The organism is Candidatus Polarisedimenticolia bacterium (genome assembly GCA_035764505.1).
Classification (GTDB): domain Bacteria; phylum Acidobacteriota; class Polarisedimenticolia; order Gp22-AA2; family AA152; genus AA152.
Map to the genome: position 1 here is coordinate 1 of DASTZC010000085.1, position 18,210 is coordinate 18,210.

The following is an 18,210-nucleotide window of genomic DNA, read 5'->3' on the forward strand; positions in this document are numbered from 1 at the left end:
CCAGCTGCCACGGAGCGCACGACATCAAGGCCAGTGCCGACCCGACTTCCAGCGTCAACCGAGCGAATCTCTCCCTCACGTGCGGCCGCTGCCATCCCGGTGCCACCCGGCGCTTCTCCGTGGGATCGGTACATGTGACCATGGAGAAAGCGAAAGAGCCGATCCTCTACTGGATCGCCACGTTGTACGTCGGCCTCATCGTCGTGGTGGTGGGCGGCATGTTCCTGCACAACCTGCTGGACTTCCTGCGCAAGTCCAGCCACCGGCTGAAAGTCCGCAGGGGCGAAGCGGCCGAGGAGATTCACGGGCACGCCCTCTACCTGAGGATGACGCTGGCGGAGAGGCTGCAGCACGGGGCGCTGATGCTCAGCTTCACGGTGCTGGTGATCACCGGGTTCATGCTGCGTTATCCGGAGGCGTGGTGGGTCCAGGGGATCCGCCGCCTGAGCGATCACGCCTTCGATCTGCGCAGCCTGTCGCACCGGACTGCGGCCGTGGTGATGATTGGCGCCAGCCTGGCGCATCTGTACTATCTCGCCTGCACGCGGCGCGGGCGTGAGTTTTTCAAGGACATGCTGCCATGCCGCCGGGATGTCACGGATGCGCGGCAGAACCTGCTGCACAACCTGGGCCTCCCCGCCGCGAAGCCCCGCTTCGGCCGCTTCAGCTACATGGAGAAGATGGAATACTGGGCGCTGGTCTGGGGGACGCTGGTGATGGCCGTCACCGGAGTCATCATGGCGTTCGAGAATCTGTTCATCTCGTGGCTCACCAAGCTGGGGTGGGACATCTCCAGGACGGTGCACTTCTACGAGGCCTGGCTGGCCACGCTGGCAATCATCGTCTGGCATCTCTACTATGTGATTTTCAATCCGGAAGTCTATCCCATGAACACCGCCTGGCTCTCCGGACGGATGCCCGAGTCGGTCATGGCCGAGGAGCACCCGCTGGAGCTTGAAGCGCTGCGGCGGCGGGATCAGGAGCCAGAGCCCAAGCAAGAGCCTGAGCAAGAGCCGGAGAAACTGGAGGAAGCATGAGGAGGAGTGCGTGTCCGCACCGCTGAGGGACGAGCCGGAGCTGGCAACGGGGCGGAGAACTTTTCTGCGTTGGCTGGTCCAGGGATTCCTGTCGCTGTGGGCCCTGGCGGCGGGAGTGGTCGGTTTCACGTTTCTGAAGGCGCCGGAGAAAGAGCAGCGGCCCGGCGAGGGGATCGTCCGGGGCGGCAAGTTCTCCACTCTCGGGGTCGGGGAAGCCCGCTTCATCCGCCACGGCGCCGAGCCGCTCTACGTGATTCGGGTCTCCGAGGAGCAGGTCCTGGCCCTGCCGGCCATCTGCACCCACCTGCGCTGCGTCCTCAAGTGGAACTCGTCGAGGCAGAGCTTCGACTGCCCCTGTCACAACGGGGCCTTCGACAAGAACGGCAACGTCCTGTCAGGACCGCCCACCCGTCCGCTGGCCCCCTTGCGGGTCGAGATCGAGGCGGATGACATCGTGATCCGCTCGTGAGCAAAGGAGAATCCCCCGTGCCCCCCGACCCGGACCGGCAGGACGCCTCGCTGCGCGGCTGGCTGGAAGAGCGCTTCAACCTGACGGAGATGTTCTCGTTCCTGACCAGCTTCGGGCTGTTTCCCACCGAGCTGGATGCGCGGCGGCCTCTCAAGGAGGCGATCGCCGAGGCGCTGAGCCGCCCGTTTCCTTCCTACGCCCGCTGGCCGCGGGTGCTGGGCATCCTCTCCATGCTCCTTTTCCTGTTCCTGGGAGTGACAGGCGTGATGCTGGCGCTCTACTACCAGCCCACCGCAGGGGACGCTTACCCTTCGGTCACCATGCTGGTGCGCGACGTGAGCTTCGGATCGTTCGTGCACCACGTACACGGCTGGGCGGCGAGATTGCTGATCCTCATCCTCCTGGTGCGCGTCTGGCGGTTCTATTTCCAGGGAATGTACAAGGGTCCGCGAGAGGCGCTCTGGATCGTCTCGACGCTGCTGTTTCTCGCGGCGGTTGCCGCCGATTTCACCGGGCGCCTCCTGCCGTGGGATCAGCATGGCTACTGGCAGACCATCCGCGGCACGGAGGTCCTGAGCGCCCTGCCGGTGGGAGGGTGGGTGCTCACCTTCTTCCTGGGGGGAGCCAGCCCCGACACGCTGGTGCTGCTGCGCTTCTATTTCCTGCACGTGGTAGCGCTGCCGCTGCTCCTGGTTTGCCTGTTCTATCTGAACTTCTCCACCGTGCGCCGCGTGGGGCTGTCGCACTCCGCCGGTGAGAGCCGCTCCGGCAGCGGGATCTTCAAGGTCCATCTGTACAACCTGGTGATCCTCGCCGCGCTGGTCTTCGGCTGCCTGGTGACGCTGGCCACGCTGCTGCCCTCCCCCTACCTGTCCGCGGCCGATCCCTTCAGCACCCCCGTGGGAGTACGGCCGGCCTGGTACCTGCTGGCCTCGCACGCTTTCCTGGAATCGATCCCGACCCTGGTGCCGCCCTGGCTGAGGGGACTCCTGCTCGAGGCGATTCTGGCGTGCTGCGTCCTCCTGCCTTTCCTGGATCGCACGCCGGGCCGCACCGCGTCGCAGCGCCGCGTCGCCTTGTTCCTGGGCGTCGCGGTCCTGGCCTTGTGGCTCGTCTTCACCTGGCTGGGCTACCGGATGGAGGTCGGAAAATGATCGGTGCGCTTCTGCTGGCCGCCGCCGTGGCCGGCGCCTCCACCACGAACCAGTGCGTCCTGTGCCACCCCGATGTCAGGGTGCTGTTCGATCGCAGCCAGCATCACGCGGAAGAGGTGACCTGCACCGCCTGCCATGGCGGCAATGCCGAGGCCATCACGGTCCAGGGAGCCCACTCCGGCAGCTTCCGCGGTGTTCCGAAGCGCCGCGACATCCCGGCGCTCTGCGCCACCTGCCACTCCGACGTCGAGAAAATGCGCCCCTACAATCTCCCCACCGATCAGTACGCCTTGTACCAGACCTCGCGTCACGGGCAGCTGCGGGCCCAGGGAGACGAGCGGGTCGCGGTGTGCATCGATTGCCATGGCTCGCACGAGATCCTGCCGCCGGAGGATCCCCGCAGCAGCACCTACGTGCGCAACATTCCGGCGACCTGCGGCAAGTGCCACGGCGACGCGAAGCTGATGGCGTCCTACGGTCTGCAGGCCAACGCTTCCACCGAGTTCGCCGCCGGGGTCCATGGCAAGCTCCTTTTGGAAAAAGGCAACCTGGCGGCGCCCGACTGCACACGCTGCCACGGAGCCCATGGAGCCACGCCCCCCGGACTGGGAGACGTCGACAAGATCTGCGGGCAGTGCCATGCCATCACCCGCACCTACTTTCTGCAGGGTCCGCACAAGAAGGCGATGGACAAGGCGGGCCTGCCGGAATGCGCCGCCTGCCACGATCGCCACGAAAACCGGCCGGCGGACGTGGCGATGCTGGACAGTGTCTGCCTCAACTGCCACGCAGCCGACTCGGCGCAGGCGAAGCTGTCGCAGCAGATGAAGACCACCTACTCGCGCGCCTCCGAGGAGATCGAGCAGGCGAATGCCCTGGTGCAGCGGGCCGCGGCCATTCCGCTCTACGTGGAGGACTACCGGGCACGGCTCGAGGAAGCCCGCACCGCCCTGCTCGAGTCGCTCCCCGCCATGCACTCCCTGAATCTGGCAAGCGTCGAGTCGCTCACCGGCCGAGGGCGCGGCATCGCCCGCGAGGTGGAATCGGAGCTCAACGGCAAGCTGCAAGGCCGCAGGTGGCTGGTGGTGGGACTCCTGGTCTTCTGGTTCTATCTGCTGATTACCCTGGCGCTGCTGTTCCGCTTCCGGCGCAAGGCGGTCGCGGAGTCGTCCCGGTGAGCCAGGGCGGCAAGGGCTCCCGGCTGCTCGGCGCGCTCGCCGGGCTGCGCGTCCGGATCGTGGGGCTGGCTTTCGCCATGATCCTGGGCATCGGCGTGGTGGCCATGGGAACGGCCATGGAAGTCAGCAGCCGGCCCGCCTTCTGCGGCTCGTGCCACATCATGGCGCCTTATTACGAGTCGTGGAGGCATTCCTCTCACAAGAACATCGCCTGCGTCGAATGCCACATCCCGCCGGGGGTCACCGCCGAGCTGCGCAAGAAATATGAGGCGCTGTCGATGGTGGCCCGCTACTTCACGGGAACCTACAGCACCAACCCCTGGACCGAGATCGACGACGCGTCCTGCCTGCGCTGTCACGAGCGCCGCCTGCTTGCCGGCAAGGAGCTGTTCGGCGACGTCCTGTTCGATCACTCGGCGCACCTGGCGGGAATGCGGCGGGGGAAAACGCTGCGCTGCACCTCCTGCCACTCACAGATCGTCCAGGGGAGCCACATCGCCGTCACCCCGAGCACCTGTATCCTGTGCCATTTCAAGGGGCAGACTGCCGGAGCCGGCACGGCCCGCTGCTCGCTCTGTCATCAGGTTCCCGACAAGGTGATCCACCGCGACAATCTCACCTTCAACCACGCGGACGTCAGCCGCTACGGCATGCAGTGCGTCAGCTGCCACGCGCGCCCGGCGGGAAGCGACGGCGACGTGCCGAAGGAGCGCTGCGTGACGTGCCACAACGAGCCGGCTCGCCTGGCCGCCTACGGCGACACCGAGCTGCTGCACGAGCAGCACGTGACGATCCACAAGGTGGATTGCCTGCACTGCCACCTGGAGATCCAGCACGTGGGAGCGCCGCGCATCGAAGCGGCCGCGACGGCCTGCGCCACGTGCCACGAGCAGGGTCACTCGCCGCAGATGAGTCTCTACGCCGGGCTGGGAGGCATCGGTGTGGAGACGATGCCCGATCCGATGTTCCTCGCCGGAGTCCGCTGCGAGGGATGCCACCTGCAGATCCCGGGGCACTCGGGCGGGACCCGCAAGGCCTCGGAGATCTCCTGCATGTCCTGCCACGGGCCGACGTACCTGAGAATCTACCGCCTGTGGAAGAGCACGGTGGCCGAGAGGACGGCGCAGGTCGATCGGCAGCTGGCCGAGACGGCGGCCGCCGGGCGGGGGCCCGACCCGCCGGCTCTGCAGCAGGCGCGAATCAACCTGGACCTGGTGAAGCGCGCCAACGGCATCCACAACATCAGGTACGCCTATGCTCTGCTGCGGCAATCTCACGACGATCTGAACCGCGCCCGTGCTTCCCGGGGACAACCGGCGCTTCCGGAGCCCTGGCCGGCCCCGCCGTATGAATCGCCCTGCTTCTCCTGCCACGAGGGGATCGATTCCCAGCGCGGCCAGATCTTCGGCCGGGAGTTCCGCCACGAGCCCCATGTCATGAAGTCCAAGCTCCACTGCGAGGAGTGCCACCGTACCCATGAGGAGCGGGCCAAAGACGAGATAGTCCGCTTCGACGAGTCGGGCTGCGAGAGCTGCCATCACGCCAAGGCCGGGGCTGATTGCCTGGCCTGCCATGCGCAGATTCGCACCCGGACGTTCAAAGTGGCGCGGGGAGAGTTCAGCCACGTCTTCCACCTGGACGAGGCGGGCCAGACCTGCGCGGATTGCCACGAACTGGCGCCCGGCAAGCCGCCGCGTATCAAAGAGGACACCTGCACCGGCTGCCATGGCTGAGGCGGCCCCGGGTTTCCCCGAAGTTTGTGCTATCCTCTGCGACCAATTGATCTTCCCGACGACGGTTCTGCACCTCTGAAAAACAGGAGCGATCCGTTTCGGGAGCGGGCCGCACTTGGTCCGATCCGGTCTTTACTTTCTCGTGGAGATCCCAGTCATGCGCAGCTTGTCGAGGGCCGACGCGTTGCTTTCCCTTGATCGACGGTTGAGGTCCGCTCGCGTCCTCAGGCCGCGCGGAGCCGTGATGGCCGCGCTCCTCCTCGCAGCGATCGCCGCCACCGGCACTGCCCGTGCCGATTTCCCCTCCGACGTTCCCGACCGGTTCAAGATGCAGGCTGGAGGCGTGGATGCCGGCTTCGACACCCAGGGATCCCTGTCTCTGACCGAGGGTCCGGCGGGAGTGTTCGTCAATTTCGAGGACGTCTTCGACCTGCCCATCTCGAAGCAGTACTGGTACACGGAAGGCTTCTATCGCTTCAGCAAGAAAGGCTACGTCGATTTCGGCTATGTCGACTTCCATCGCAAGGCCCGGCGTATCATCGAACAAGATGTCGACTGGGGGAACGTGACCTTCCTGGCCGACGCCAACGTGGACGCCGAGTTCGGCTCCAAGTTCATCTACGCTGCCTATCGCCACGACTTTCTGCAGCTGGAGCAGGTCCACATCTCGGGCTCGGCGGGGTTCAGCTATCTCGATTTGAGCACGGGGCTGTCGGCCAACGGCAATGTCGTCGACCAGGACGGGAATCCGATCTCGGGAGAGTACGAGAAGAAGGTCGACCTTCAGTTTCCCGTGCCGCTCCTGGGATTGCAGCTCGACTGGCGGATCACCCGGCGCACCGTCATTCAAATGTATCTTCGGACCCTGCGTATCGACTACAGCGGTATCAAGGGCGGGATCGGGCAGCGGGCCATCCGCTACGAGTGGTACCCCACCCGCCATTTCGCCGTGGGCGGTGGATGGTCCGAGTACTCCATCGACCTCGATCGCTATGAGACCGGGGATTACACGGCCCGGTTCAACTACGAGGTCTCCGGGCTCGAGCTCTATCTGAAGATGGCTTTCTAGGATCTTTGTGCGTCTGAACGGGCCGGCGAAGGAGGAGAGCTTCATGAATCCGCAAAAGAGATTCCGTGCAGGGGTCGTCCTGTGTGTCATCGCGGCGGCCGCGCTCGGGATCCCGGCGCTCGCCCAGGAACCCACCGTGGACAAGTATGTGGAGTTGCTCCGCAGCGATCTGCGGACGGACAAGGTGGCGATCCTCACGGAGACCCTGGCTCTCGATGATGCACAGGGGGCGGCCTTCTGGCCAATCTACCGGGAGTACGAGAATGAGCTGTCGGCCATCGGCGACCGGCGCGTCAGTCTGGTGAAGCGCTTCGTCACGGGCTACGGCAAGATGTCGAGCGAGGAGATCGGATCCTTCGCACGCGACTGGTTCGCTGTCCAGCAGGACAAGCTCAAGCTGCGGGAGAAGTACTTCAAGAGGGTCGCGAAGGCCACGTCCAACGTCACCGCGGCGCGCTTCATCCAGGTGGAGAACGTGCTCGGCATGCTGCTGGACCTGCAGATCAACGCCGAGATGCCGCTGATTAAGTAAGGAAGCCCCTGGGGGGCGGCCGCTCCGCGGTTTGCCCGGCCCGAGAGTTGGGGTCTTAATAGGGGCAGCGCCTCGGGAGGATTCGACGACGATGCGCGTGGCCATCGGCTCCGATCATGCGGGATTCCAGCTGAAGCGCCTGCTCGTCCAGTGGGTGAAGGAAGCCGGATGCGAGGTCCTCGACCTGGGGACCCACGACGAGACTCCCTGCGATTACCCTGATTCCGCCGAAGCGGTGGCGCTGGCCGTGAAGGACGGCAAGGCCGACCGCGGGATCCTCACGTGCGGCAGCGGCGTCGGGGCCTCGGTTGCCGCCAACAAGGTCCCCGGCATCCGCGCGGCCGTCTGCCACGACACCTACTCCGCCCACCAGGGGGTCGAGCACGACGACATGAACGTGCTGGTGCTGGGCGGGCGCATCATCGGCGTCGAGCCGGCGCGCGAGATCGTGCATGCCTTCCTGGCCGCCTCCTTTTCCAACGAAGAGCGCCACGTCCGGCGGCTGAACAAGGTCAAGGCGCTGGAGAAGCGCTTCCTCAAGGAAGGAGCCTGAGATGCCGCGCACCTCGAAGCCGCAGCCCGTTCCGGCGCCTCCGGTGGCCCCCTCCACCCCCACCGGACGCCCGGCCGATCCCTGCACACTGGTGATCTGCGGCGCGGGCGGCGATCTCACCAAGCGCAAGCTGGTCCCCGCCCTGATCAACCTGGCCCAGGCGGGGCTGCTCTCCAAGCAGTTCGCGATCGTCGGCTTCTCGCGCGGCGGCCGCTCCGACGAGGATTTCCGCAAGGAACTCTCGGGAGAGATCCAGGAGTTTGCCACCACCTCTGTCGATCCCGGGATCTGGAGCTGGATGCTCGAGCGCATCCACTATTGCGGCGGCGATTTCAAGGATGCCTCCGCCTACGAGAAGCTGGCGGACCAGCTGGCGAAGATCGAGAAGGAGCACGAGACCAAGGGCAACATCCTGTTCTACCTGGCCACGGCGCCCGAGTTCTTCGCCGAGATCGTCCGGCAGCTGCACGCGGTCGGCCTGACGCGTGAGGAAAGCGGGCAGTGGCGGCGGGTGGTGGTGGAAAAACCGTTCGGGCGGGACCTCGAGTCGGCGAAGGCGCTGAACTCGATCCTGAAGATGCACCTGGAGGAGCGGCAGATCTACCGGATCGACCATTACCTGGGGAAGGAGACGGTCCAGAACATCCTGGTGTTCCGCTTCAGCAACGGGATCTTCGAGCCGATCTGGAACCGCCGCTACATCGATCACGTGCAAATCACCCTCGCCGAGACGGTCGGGGTCGAGCGGCGTGGCGGCTACTACGAGCGCTACGGCGCGATGCGCGACATGGTCCCGAACCATCTTTTCCAGCTGGTTTCGCTGACCGCCATGGAGCCGCCGGTCTCGTTTCAGCCCGACGCGGTGCGCGACGAGCAGGCCAAGGTGCTGCACGCCATCCAGCCCCCGACTCCGGAGAAGGTCCTGGTGACCACCGTGCGTGGTCAATATGGTCCCGGCGTCATCGAAGGCGAAAAGGAGCCCGGGTATCGCACGGAGCCCCAGGTGGACAAGAGCTCCAACACCGAGACCTTCGTGGCTCTGAAGCTGGCGCTGGACAACTGGCGCTGGGCCGACGTGCCCTTCTACATCCGCACCGGCAAGCGGATGGCGAAGCGCTATACCGAGATCGCCATCCAGTTCCGGCGGGCGCCGCTCATCCTGTTCCGCAACACGCCGGTGGACCGTCTGCGCACCAACCGCCTGGTCATCCGGATTGCTCCGGACGAGGGAATCTCCCTGCGCTTCGGCGCCAAGGTCCCGGGTCCGATCATGAACATCGGGGCGGTGGAGATGGACTTCAGCTACGTCGACTACTTCAAGACCGTCCCGAGCACCGGCTACGAGCGGCTGCTGTACGACGGCATGACGGGCGACGCCACGCTGTTCCAGCGGGCCGACATGCTGGAGGCGGGCTGGGAGGTGATCCAGCCGATCCTGGATGTCTGGAAGGCGCTGCCGCCCCGCTCCTTCCCCAACTACGCGGCGGGCTCCATGGGGCCGCCCGAAGCCGAAGAGCTGATGCAGCGGGACGGTCGCGAATGGAGACCCCTGGAAGGCTGATCCTGGCGGGCGACATCGGCGGCACCACCACCCGGGTGGCGTTGCTCGAGGTGCAGGGGGGCGTGCCGGTCCCGCGGGCGCAGGCAGATTTCCCCAGCCAGAAATTCCCCGGCCTGGAAGCGATCCTCGCCGAGTTCCTCAAAGACAAGGGCGCGCAAATCAAGGCAGCCTGCTTCGGCGTGGCGGGACCGGTCCGCGACGGGCGCGTCGAGACTCCCAATATCAAATGGGTCGTCGATGCCGCGTCGGTGGCGCGCCAGATCGGCGGCGTCCGGGTGGAACTGCTGAACGACCTGGAGGCGACGGCCTGGGGGACCCTGGCGCTGCGCGATGAGGATTTCGAGGTCCTGCAGGCGGGAGAAGCCGAGCCGCGCGGCAATCGGGCGGTCATCGCGGCCGGGACGGGGCTGGGAGAGGCGTTGCTCGTCCACGATGCGGAGGGTTACCGGCCGCTGGCCTCGGAAGGGGGCCACGCCGATTTCGCTCCGCGCGACGAGGTGGAGATGGAGCTGCTCCGGCACCTGACGGGCATCCATGGGCACGTCAGCTACGAGCGCGTCGTCTCCGGGCCGGGGCTGGTGAGCCTCTATCGCTTCCTGAAGGAATCGGGGCGAGGCGAGGAGCCGGAATGGCTGGCGCGAAAGCTTGCAGAGGAGGATCCGGCCGCGGTGATCTCCATCGCGGCGCTGGAAGGGACCTCGCCGCTCTGCTCTCTGGCGCTGGACCGCTTCGTCTCGCTGTACGGGGCGGAAGCAGGGAACCTGGTCCTGAAGGTCCTGGCGACAGGGGGCCTCTATCTGGGGGGTGGGATCGCTCCAAAGATCCTCCCGAAGCTGCGCGAGAGGACTTTCATCGAGTCGTTCCTGGCGAAGGGAAGGTACCGCAAGCTGCTGGAGAAGGTGCCGGTGCGGGTGATTCTGAACCCGCGCACCGCCCTTCTCGGCGCGGCCAGGCGCGCCGCCCGGGCCGTCTAACCCGCGGGCGAAAGCCGGCCCCGGCGCCAGGAATGGTACAATTCCCGAACCCTCAATCGAAGCACAAAGCCACAAGTTCCACCGGAGCGGAGCCTTCATGATCGACCAGATTCGCAAGCACCTGGGTGACAAGAGCGACTTCCTTCTGGGATTCGAGACGCCGAAGATCCGGCGCGAGCGGCTCGTCCTGCCGGGTCCCGACTTCATCGACCGGGTGGTTTCGCAGTCCGATCGCAACAACCGGGTGCTGGGGAACCTGGAGCGGATGTTCAACCACGGCAGGCTGGCCGGGACAGGCTACCTGTCGATCCTCCCCGTCGATCAGGGGATCGAGCATTCGGCCGGGGCGAGCTTCGCCAAAAACCCCGACTACTTCGACGGCGAGAACATCGTGAAGCTGGCGATCGAGGGAGGGTGCAACGCCGTGGCCTCGACCTTCGGCGTCCTCGGCTCCGTATCCCGCAAGTATGCCCACAAGATTCCCTTCCTGGTGAAGATCAACCACAACGAGCTGCTGACGCTGCCCAACAAGTTCGACCAGGTCCTCTTCGGGACCGTGAAGCAGGCTTCCGACATGGGGGCGGCGGCGGTGGGGGCCACGATTTATTTCGGATCGGCGGAGAGCGACCGGCAGATCGTGGAGATCAGCCAGGCCTTCGCGGCGGCGCACGAGATGGGGATGGCGACGGTCCTCTGGTGCTACCTGCGCAACCCCGGCTTCAAGAAGGACAAGGATTACCATGTGTCGGCCGACCTGACCGGCCAGGCGAACCACCTGGGGGTCACCATCCAGGCCGACATCATCAAGCAGAAGCTTCCGGAGAATAACGGCGGCTACAAGGCGCTCAATGCGGGCGGCGCCTCGTACGGGAAGACCGATGAGCGCGTCTACACCGAGCTGACGTCGGACCATCCAATCGACCTGTGCCGCTACCAGGTGGCCAGCTGCTACATGGGCCGGGCGGGGCTGATCAACAGCGGCGGCGCCTCGGGGAAGAACGACCTGGCCGATGCCGTGACCACCGCGGTGATCAACAAGCGGGCCGGCGGGACGGGCCTTATCTCCGGACGCAAGGCCTTCCAGAAATCCCTGAAGGAAGGTGTCCAGCTGCTCAACTTAATTCAAGACGTCTATCTGTGTGAGGAAGTTTCGGTGGCCTGAGGTAATTTGGCGCATAGATGCTTTGGCGAATAGAGCTGACGGTGTGCGTCGGGTTCATGCTGAGTTAGAACCAACGGTGCCCGCACACCGCAGCTCATCCGCCTCGCCGCAGCTCATCCGCCACGCGCCGCAGCTTCGCCGCGGCGGTTCCCGGCCTGGAAACGTCGGCGCCCGCACACCGCAGCTCATCCGCCGGGTCACTATCGCTTCACCGGCGATTGACAGAGACTCACCCTGAGCCTACGATGCGCGCGTCATCCCGGGAGACGCTGTGGCGCTGTCTCGCTCATCGACCCCTCCGACTCCTCCAACTCCGCCACCTCCACCGACCATGGGGGCGAGGATCAAACGCACCCTCTTCCGCACGATCCTGTTTCTCGTCGTCGGGGTGCCGATCCTGGTCCTTCTCTACATCTGGGTGATGTTCTCCTACTCCTACTCGAAAGGGGAGCGGGTCGGCTATATCCAGAAATTCTCCAACAAAGGATGGCTCTGCAAGACCTGGGAAGGGGAGTTGGCGATGGCCAACCTTCCCGGGGCGATGCCTCAGATCTTCGAGTTCACGGTGCGGGATGCCGAGACCGCGGCCCGAATCAACGAATCCCTTGGGAAGCGCGTCCGCATCCACTACGAGCAGCACCTGGGTCTTCCGACCACCTGCTTCGGCGACACCTCCTACTTCGTGAACGGCGTCCACATGGTCGAGGACGACCTGGCGCAGCCGAAATAGCGCAACTCTTTTAAAATTAGGAATTTCCAACCCGATCGAGTCGTCCCGCCGGACCCTGTCGGTATCCCAGTAAGCCGACTCAAAGGCGGTTTTGGGCGGCATTTCCCCGGCATTTTCCCCTCCCGGAACCTAAATTCCCCGCGGAAGTGGTGCGGAAGTCGTGAGGTGAGCCATGCCCAGGGGCCAGGTAGACCGAAAGCCGTCCGCCAGAGCGAAGAAGAAGGACGGGAAAGAAACGGCGTCCGGAGATCAGACGCTCGCCTTGCCGGCGACCGTCCTGGACAGCCCCCGCCTGAAGCGCGACCACCCGGGTCTCGTCGTGATCCAGGGATCGGAGCTGGGACGGGAATACCGTCTGCGGCGCGCCCAATTGACTCTCGGTAGAGACGAGCAGGCGCCGATCCGGATCCTGGACGAGAAGGTCTCCCGGCGCCATGCGCGGATCGAGCTTTTCTGGGACCCCGCCCACAAGCTGCAGAAGGTGGTGGTGCGGGACCTGGGGAGCACCAACGGTATGACGGTCAACGGCGAGCCGGTGGACCGGGCCGAGCTGCGGGAAGGGGACAAGATCCGGCTGGGGGACACGATTCTGAAGTTCGTCCTCCACGACGCGCTCGACGCCCGCTTCCATCGCGAGATTCGCGCCCGAATCGCCTATGACCAGCTGACCGGATTGCTGACGAAGGAGTCGCTGTGCGTCGCGATGGAGCCGGAGATCAAGCGCTGCCTGAGGTTCAAGCTGCCGCTGGCGGTGATCATGATGGATCTCGATCACTTCAAGCTGGTGAACGACCGCTTGGGCCACCTGATGGGGAGCTTCGTGTTGAGCAAGGTGGGAATTCTCCTGCGGGAGGGGTTCCGCACCACCGACGTCTCGGCGCGCTACGGTGGGGAGGAGTTCCTCGCCTATCTCTCCGAGGCGACGGCCTCCGAAGCACGCCGCGCCGCCGAGCGCATCCGCTGCGCGGTCGAGGAGCATGTCTTCACGCGGGTGGACGAGAACGGCAACGCGACGACGACGCGCATCACTCTTTCGGGCGGAATCGCCGAGCTGCGCCGCCATGGCGACACCCTCGAGTCGCTGGTCGCCGCGGCCGACGAGGCGCTCTACCGGGCGAAAAACCTCGGGCGGAATCGCATCTGCATCGCCTGAGCCTGCTTCGCGCTTGTGAGGCATCCCTCGGGGATGCTAGACTTTCCCCTCTCTCGCCAGGAATGGGGCCATGCCGAAGAATACGCTGACGATTACCGATAATCGGACCGGGAAAACGTACGAGATCCCGATCGAGCAGGGGACGATCCGCGCCATGGACCTGCGGCAGATCCGGACCGACCCCGGCGACTTCGGCCTGATGACCTACGATCCGGCCTTCACCAACACCGCGGCCTGCAAGAGCGCCATCACCTACATCGACGGCGACAAGGGGATCCTCAACTACCGCGGCTACCCGATCGAGCAGCTTGCCGAGCGCAGCAACTACCTGGAGGTGGCCTACCTGATCCTGAACGGCGAGCTGCCGACGCGCGCCGAGCAGGCGGACTGGGTCCACCAGATCACCAACCACACGCTGCTGCACGAGAACATCAAGAAGTTCATGGAAGGGTTCTGGCACGACGCCCATCCGATGGGGATGCTGGTGTCGACCGTGGGGGCGCTGTCGACCTTCTATCCCGACGCCAAGAACATCACCAACGCGGAAGCGCGCCGCTGGCAGTCGGTCCGGCTGATCGCGAAAATGCCCACCCTGGCGGCCTTCGCCTATCGCTACAGCATCGGCCGGCCCTACGCGTATCCCGACAACGACCTGTCCTACACCGGCAACTTCCTGAACATGATGTTCAAGATGACCGAGCTGAAGTACCGGCCGAAGCCGGTGCTGGAGCGGGCGCTGGACGTGCTGTTCATCCTGCACGCCGATCACGAGCAGAACTGCTCCACCAGCGCCATGCGCAGCGTCGGCTCCTCGCAGGTGGATCCCTACTCGGCCGTGGCGGCGGCCACCGCCGCGCTCTACGGGCCGCTGCACGGCGGCGCCAACGAGATGGTGATCCGGATGCTGCGCGAGGTCGGCTCGCTTTCCCGCGTGCCGGAGTTCATCAAGCGGGTGAAGGCGGGAGAGCGGCGGCTGATGGGCTTCGGGCACCGGGTCTACAAGAATTACGACCCGCGGGCGAAGATCATCAAGGAGATGGCCGACCAGGTCTTCGCGGAGATGGGGAAGAACCCGCTGCTGGAGATCGCGCTGGAGTTGGAGCGCATCGCCCTGGAGGACGACTATTTCGTCAGCCGCAAGCTCTACCCCAACGTCGACTTCTACTCGGGGCTGATCTATCAGAGCATGGGCTTCCCGCTCGACCTCTTCCCGTCGCTGTTCGCCATCCCGCGCACCGCCGGATGGATGGCCCAGTGGGAGGAGATGATGCGCGATCCCGAGACGAAGATCGCCCGGCCGCGCCAGATCTACACCGGCTCCGAGCAGCGCGACTACGTGCCGATGGAGGAGCGCGATCCGCAGGCCCGCCGCAAGGCGACGACCGGATAGACGGGCAGGTGGCAGCATAAATACAAAGGCCGGAGGAGGTTCCTCCGGCCTTTGTGTTTTTCGGGGGCACGGAGGCCCCCGGATTCTCGGTTCGAGCTAGTTCTTCATCGCCGCGTGGTCTTCCTTCACGTGCTTGTCGATGCTCGCCGCCAGGACGTCGTCGGGAATTTTCACCAGCGTCGCCTTGATCGTCAGGTTCTCCGAGCCGCGATTCACGACGTAGGTGGCCGTGTCGCCGATCTTGGCATTCTTCATGTTCTTCCAGGCCTTCTCACTCGCCGAAGCCAGCTCGACGCCGTTCATCGAGACCAGCTTGTCTCCCACCTGGAAGCCGGCCTGCTCAGCCGGGCTGCCGGGGTAGATCTTGCTGATCGTCATGGTGCCGTCGGCGCCCTTCTCCTTCTCGATCCCGAGCCAGCCGCGAGTCGCCATTTCCTTCTGCATGTGGGCCGCGCACTCCTCGGCCGACATGTTGCACTCGCCCTTGGCGTTGGCCGCCTCGGCCGACTTGCCGTGGCACTCCGCGCCGCCGGCCAGCACGGCGCCGGTGGCCAGCACCGCCACGCAGGCCAGCGCCACGAACCCGAGCCATGATTTCTTCATGTCACCCGTCTCCTTAAGGGGGGCCGGCCGCCGTGCGGCCGGTGCGTTGAGGATGTTGACCGAGCCCGATTATAGAAGGGGCCCCCAGGCCGGACAAGGCGCGCAGGCCCGGCTTTACAAGTGTTTACAAGTTACTTCTTTCCCTTGGCCTTGTCTTCCTTCGCCTTGTCTTCCTTCGCCTGCTCGGGGGTCGGCGGGAAATTGACGAACAGCTTGTTCAAGGCCTTCGCCAGCTTTTTCTGGTTCTTCTCGGTCTTACTGGACAAGGTGTCGGAAACCGCGCCGCGGAAAATCAGGTTGTGCTGGTCACGCGCGAACATGTCGATGACCAGGGTCCCCACCGTGTAGGTCACTGCAGTGGTCGTGGCGGTGCCCATTCCCATTCCCCAGCCGCCCCAGCCGTAGCCGCCCGCGAAGCCGGTGTAGAAGGTCTGCAGGTCCTGCTTCTGGTCGGTGGCGCCGTGCAGGATGACTTCCACGTCGGCGCTCGCCGGATCGGCGGCCTTGGTCCAGCCCAGGGACGTGAGCTTTCCTTCCACCGCCTCCACCACCCGCTTTTCGCTGATTTCGTTGTTCCAGGAGGTGCCGATCTTCACGGTGAAAGTCTTGATCTTGGAGAAATCAAAGTTCTTGTCGTAATCCTTCTTCGATTCCAGCGCGCTGGCCGCCCCGGCCGCGACCAGCGACACGAGGGCCAGGACAACGAGGAGTTTTCGCAACGTCATGGTTCACAACCTCCGTAGATGTGGACGGGATCGGCGAGGGATTATGGGCCGAGCGGCGCGGCGATTCAACCGGCCGGGCCCGGGGTCAGTGGACGACGGAGGGATCCTCCGCGCGGATCACCTGGACCTGCTGGATCCGGGTCGTCAGGACATGGTTGCCGAACTCGAGGAAGAGCCCGCGCCCTGCGATGAGGTCGGTCTTGATGGCGCTGCCGCCAAAGGTGCAGCCGTTGATGGTGGTGGTGACCGGCGAGGCACCGCTCTTGTCGAACCAGCCTCCCGACACGCGGTAGCGTCCATCTCCAAGGCTGTAAATGATGTAGCAGGAATTGCGGGTCCGGACGATGAGCCGGTCGCCGCAATGGAGATCTTCCCGGTGCACGCCGCCCATCACCTCGGCGTGGCGGACCAGCTCGGTGAGGATGCGGGGACGCGAGGAAGTGTCCTGGTCCGTAGCTTTGGTGGGGGGCCTGATCCCCGAAAAAATTCCCGATTCGTCGCGTGCGCTCATGGTCCCTTCAAAGTATCAGGCCAATCGGTCACCAGGACCAGAGGCCGGTCCTGCTCGCTCCCCTGGACGTTCACCACGAAGCTCTGGCCGTCGGGGGCCGGATCGAAGGAGGCGACGTCCCAGCGCTGGGGAGCGCTGAACAACGGCGTCTCGGTCCCGAACTCCAGGGAATCCCCCCGCCGGGACACCGGCACGGCGACCAGGGTGGCGTTGTCCGCCTTCCGATAATAAAGCTCCTGGCCGTTGGAGCGCCAGCGGGGGCAGGATCCGCCGGCGGTCGATATCTGCCAGCGGCCGCCTTCGGGTTTCGCCGACCCCAGGGCCGCCGGGTCGAACGTCGTGACGTACACCTCTTCTTTCCCCGTCTCGTTGGAGACGTAGGCAATCGCCCGTCCGTCGGGGGAGAACCTGGCATCCTGCTCGGAATATTCGGTGGCGCGGAAGGGCACCGGCTGGCCTGGCGGCTTCAGAGGCAGGATCCAGAGGTCAGAGCGAGTTCGCACCGCGTTCTTTCCGACCCCCAAGACCAAATAGCGTCCATCGGCCGAGACGTCCATGGGCCAGGAATCCTCCTTCAGGCCGACGATCTCTCGCGGCTGGCCGCTGCCGTCCGCCCGCTTCTCGTAGATATTGTAGATTCCGTCCAGGTCGGTGCTATACAGGACCATCGTCTCGTCCGCGCTCCAGATCGGGCTGACCTCGTCCGACGGATCGAAGGACAGGCGGATCCTGGAATTGCGGGCCAGGTCGTGCACCCAGAGATCGGAGCGCGGCGTGTCCTGGGCCTCGAGCACCACGCGCTTGCCGTCACGGGACATCTGGATGTTGAGGTAGTCGGACCGGCCGCCGAGGGTGGCGAGGAGAGCCCCGGAGCGGCTGAACTGCTTCAGGAACTGGTTCCCGCTGCCGGCTCGCGCCGGCTCATAGAGCAGCAGGCCCGAATCGGAGGCGCTGAAGATCGACTTCCAGGTGGAGCCGTCGAGCCGGACGTTCTCCCGCATCGGGACCGGGTTTCCCAGCAGCTTTCCCTCGGTCGGGTCGAAGGGCTGCGCGACGAGCGTTCCGCCCTGAATGTAGAGCAGGTGACCGGCGGCGAACTGGGCGCTGGAGGCGGTCTGGACGATCATCTTTCCTTCGCCGCCATCCAGCGAATCGAAGTAGATTCCCGAATTTGGCGCATCGAGATCCTGGTGCGTGGCGGCCAGGTAGATGAAGTGGCGGCCGTCGGGAAGGAGCTGCGGCCAGCGATGCGTGCTATGCCGCGCCGGATCGAGCTTGGTGACAGCCTTCGAAGGGCCTCCGCCGGGCGCCACCAGGTGCAGCTCGGATCGGTAGCTCGGCTCGAAGAGAATCCCGGCTTCGCCCCATGAGGCGCCGCGGCTGGTCGGCGCGTCGCATAGGGCGAAGGAATTGCCTCCGGCGAGGTCGACCCGTTTGAGCTTGCCGTCGGAGAAGAAGGCGATCGAGCGGTTGTCCGGGGACCAGGCGGGGAAGGTTGCTCCCTCGGTTCCCGCCAGCTCGGTCGATGCGAGCGAGTCGAGCCGGCGCACCCAGAGGCGGCTGGCCCCTTCCTTGGAAATGGCTGCATAGGCCACCATCGATCCGTCGGGGGACAAGGTGGGCGGGCCCCCGACATCGCCCGAGATGTTGTAGCGCACGCCCTCGGGCGGAAGGAG

The 18,210-nt window shown here is 65.3% G+C and carries 18 protein-coding genes; 14 read left to right on the forward strand and 4 right to left on the reverse strand.

Features of this window, described 5'->3' with window-relative positions; all coding sequences use genetic code 11:
* From VFW45_05750 to VFW45_05815, 14 genes are all read left to right on the forward strand, one after another.
* The coding region (locus VFW45_05750; protein ID HEU5180273.1) for a cytochrome b/b6 domain-containing protein at positions 1 to 1,037 on the forward strand (1,037 nt) is incomplete at its 5' end.
* A gap of 10 nt (positions 1,038 to 1,047) precedes the next feature.
* Positions 1,048 to 1,506 carry a Rieske 2Fe-2S domain-containing protein gene (locus tag VFW45_05755; GenBank protein ID HEU5180274.1) on the forward strand — a complete coding sequence of 153 codons (459 nt, stop codon included), beginning with the start codon at positions 1,048 to 1,050 and terminating at the stop codon, positions 1,504 to 1,506.
* 17 nt (positions 1,507 to 1,523) lie between these two features.
* Positions 1,524 to 2,660 (forward strand): cytochrome bc complex cytochrome b subunit, encoded by a 1,137-nt coding sequence (locus VFW45_05760; GenBank protein ID HEU5180275.1) that lies wholly within the window; start codon positions 1,524 to 1,526, stop codon positions 2,658 to 2,660.
* Complete coding sequence (locus VFW45_05765) at positions 2,657 to 3,838, forward strand: cytochrome c3 family protein (protein ID HEU5180276.1); 1,182 nt, start codon at positions 2,657 to 2,659, stop codon at positions 3,836 to 3,838. Before VFW45_05760 ends, VFW45_05765 begins: the two co-directional genes overlap by 4 nt.
* Entirely contained in the window at positions 3,835 to 5,571 is a 1,737-nt protein-coding gene (locus VFW45_05770) for a cytochrome c3 family protein (GenBank protein HEU5180277.1), read from the forward strand. The genes VFW45_05765 and VFW45_05770 overlap by 4 nt, the downstream gene beginning before the upstream one ends.
* Positions 5,572 to 5,815: 244 nt before the next feature.
* Positions 5,816 to 6,640, forward strand: coding sequence for a hypothetical protein (locus VFW45_05775; protein HEU5180278.1), 825 nt, complete (start codon positions 5,816 to 5,818; stop codon positions 6,638 to 6,640).
* 43 nt (positions 6,641 to 6,683) lie between these two features.
* Positions 6,684 to 7,172, forward strand: coding sequence for a hypothetical protein (locus tag VFW45_05780; protein HEU5180279.1), 489 nt, complete (start codon positions 6,684 to 6,686; stop codon positions 7,170 to 7,172).
* Positions 7,173 to 7,263: 91 nt separating this feature from the next.
* Positions 7,264 to 7,725, forward strand: coding sequence for a ribose 5-phosphate isomerase B (rpiB, locus tag VFW45_05785; protein HEU5180280.1), 462 nt, complete (start codon positions 7,264 to 7,266; stop codon positions 7,723 to 7,725).
* 1 nt (position 7,726) lies between these two features.
* Entirely contained in the window at positions 7,727 to 9,286 is a 1,560-nt protein-coding gene (zwf, locus tag VFW45_05790) for a glucose-6-phosphate dehydrogenase (protein ID HEU5180281.1), read from the forward strand.
* Positions 9,265 to 10,260 (forward strand): glucokinase, encoded by a 996-nt coding sequence (gene glk, locus VFW45_05795; protein HEU5180282.1) that lies wholly within the window; start codon positions 9,265 to 9,267, stop codon positions 10,258 to 10,260. Before zwf ends, glk begins: the two co-directional genes overlap by 22 nt.
* A gap of 97 nt (positions 10,261 to 10,357) precedes the next feature.
* Positions 10,358 to 11,422, forward strand: a complete 1,065-nt coding sequence (locus VFW45_05800; protein ID HEU5180283.1) for a class I fructose-bisphosphate aldolase — start codon at positions 10,358 to 10,360, stop codon at positions 11,420 to 11,422.
* Positions 11,423 to 11,693: 271 nt separating this feature from the next.
* Positions 11,694 to 12,152, forward strand: a complete 459-nt coding sequence (locus VFW45_05805) for a hypothetical protein (GenBank protein ID HEU5180284.1) — start codon at positions 11,694 to 11,696, stop codon at positions 12,150 to 12,152.
* A gap of 262 nt (positions 12,153 to 12,414) precedes the next feature.
* Entirely contained in the window at positions 12,415 to 13,305 is an 891-nt protein-coding gene (locus tag VFW45_05810; protein HEU5180285.1) for a GGDEF domain-containing protein, read from the forward strand.
* 70 nt (positions 13,306 to 13,375) lie between these two features.
* Positions 13,376 to 14,695, forward strand: a complete 1,320-nt coding sequence (locus tag VFW45_05815; protein HEU5180286.1) for a citrate synthase — start codon at positions 13,376 to 13,378, stop codon at positions 14,693 to 14,695.
* A 96-nt stretch (positions 14,696 to 14,791) separates the two neighbouring features.
* On the opposite strand, the gene VFW45_05820 is transcribed toward VFW45_05815, so the two are convergent.
* From VFW45_05820 to VFW45_05835, 4 genes are all read right to left on the reverse strand, one after another.
* Complete coding sequence (locus VFW45_05820) at positions 14,792 to 15,298, reverse strand: PDZ domain-containing protein (GenBank protein ID HEU5180287.1); 507 nt, start codon at positions 15,296 to 15,298, stop codon at positions 14,792 to 14,794.
* 131 nt (positions 15,299 to 15,429) lie between these two features.
* A complete protein-coding gene (locus tag VFW45_05825; GenBank protein HEU5180288.1) occupies positions 15,430 to 16,023 on the reverse strand; it encodes a DUF4136 domain-containing protein in 594 nt (197 codons plus the stop codon).
* 85 nt (positions 16,024 to 16,108) lie between these two features.
* Complete coding sequence (locus VFW45_05830; GenBank protein ID HEU5180289.1) at positions 16,109 to 16,534, reverse strand: hypothetical protein; 426 nt, start codon at positions 16,532 to 16,534, stop codon at positions 16,109 to 16,111.
* Positions 16,531 to 18,210: hypothetical protein (locus tag VFW45_05835; GenBank protein ID HEU5180290.1), on the reverse strand; the 1,680-nt coding region annotated here is incomplete at its 5' end. The genes VFW45_05835 and VFW45_05830, both read right to left, overlap by 4 nt.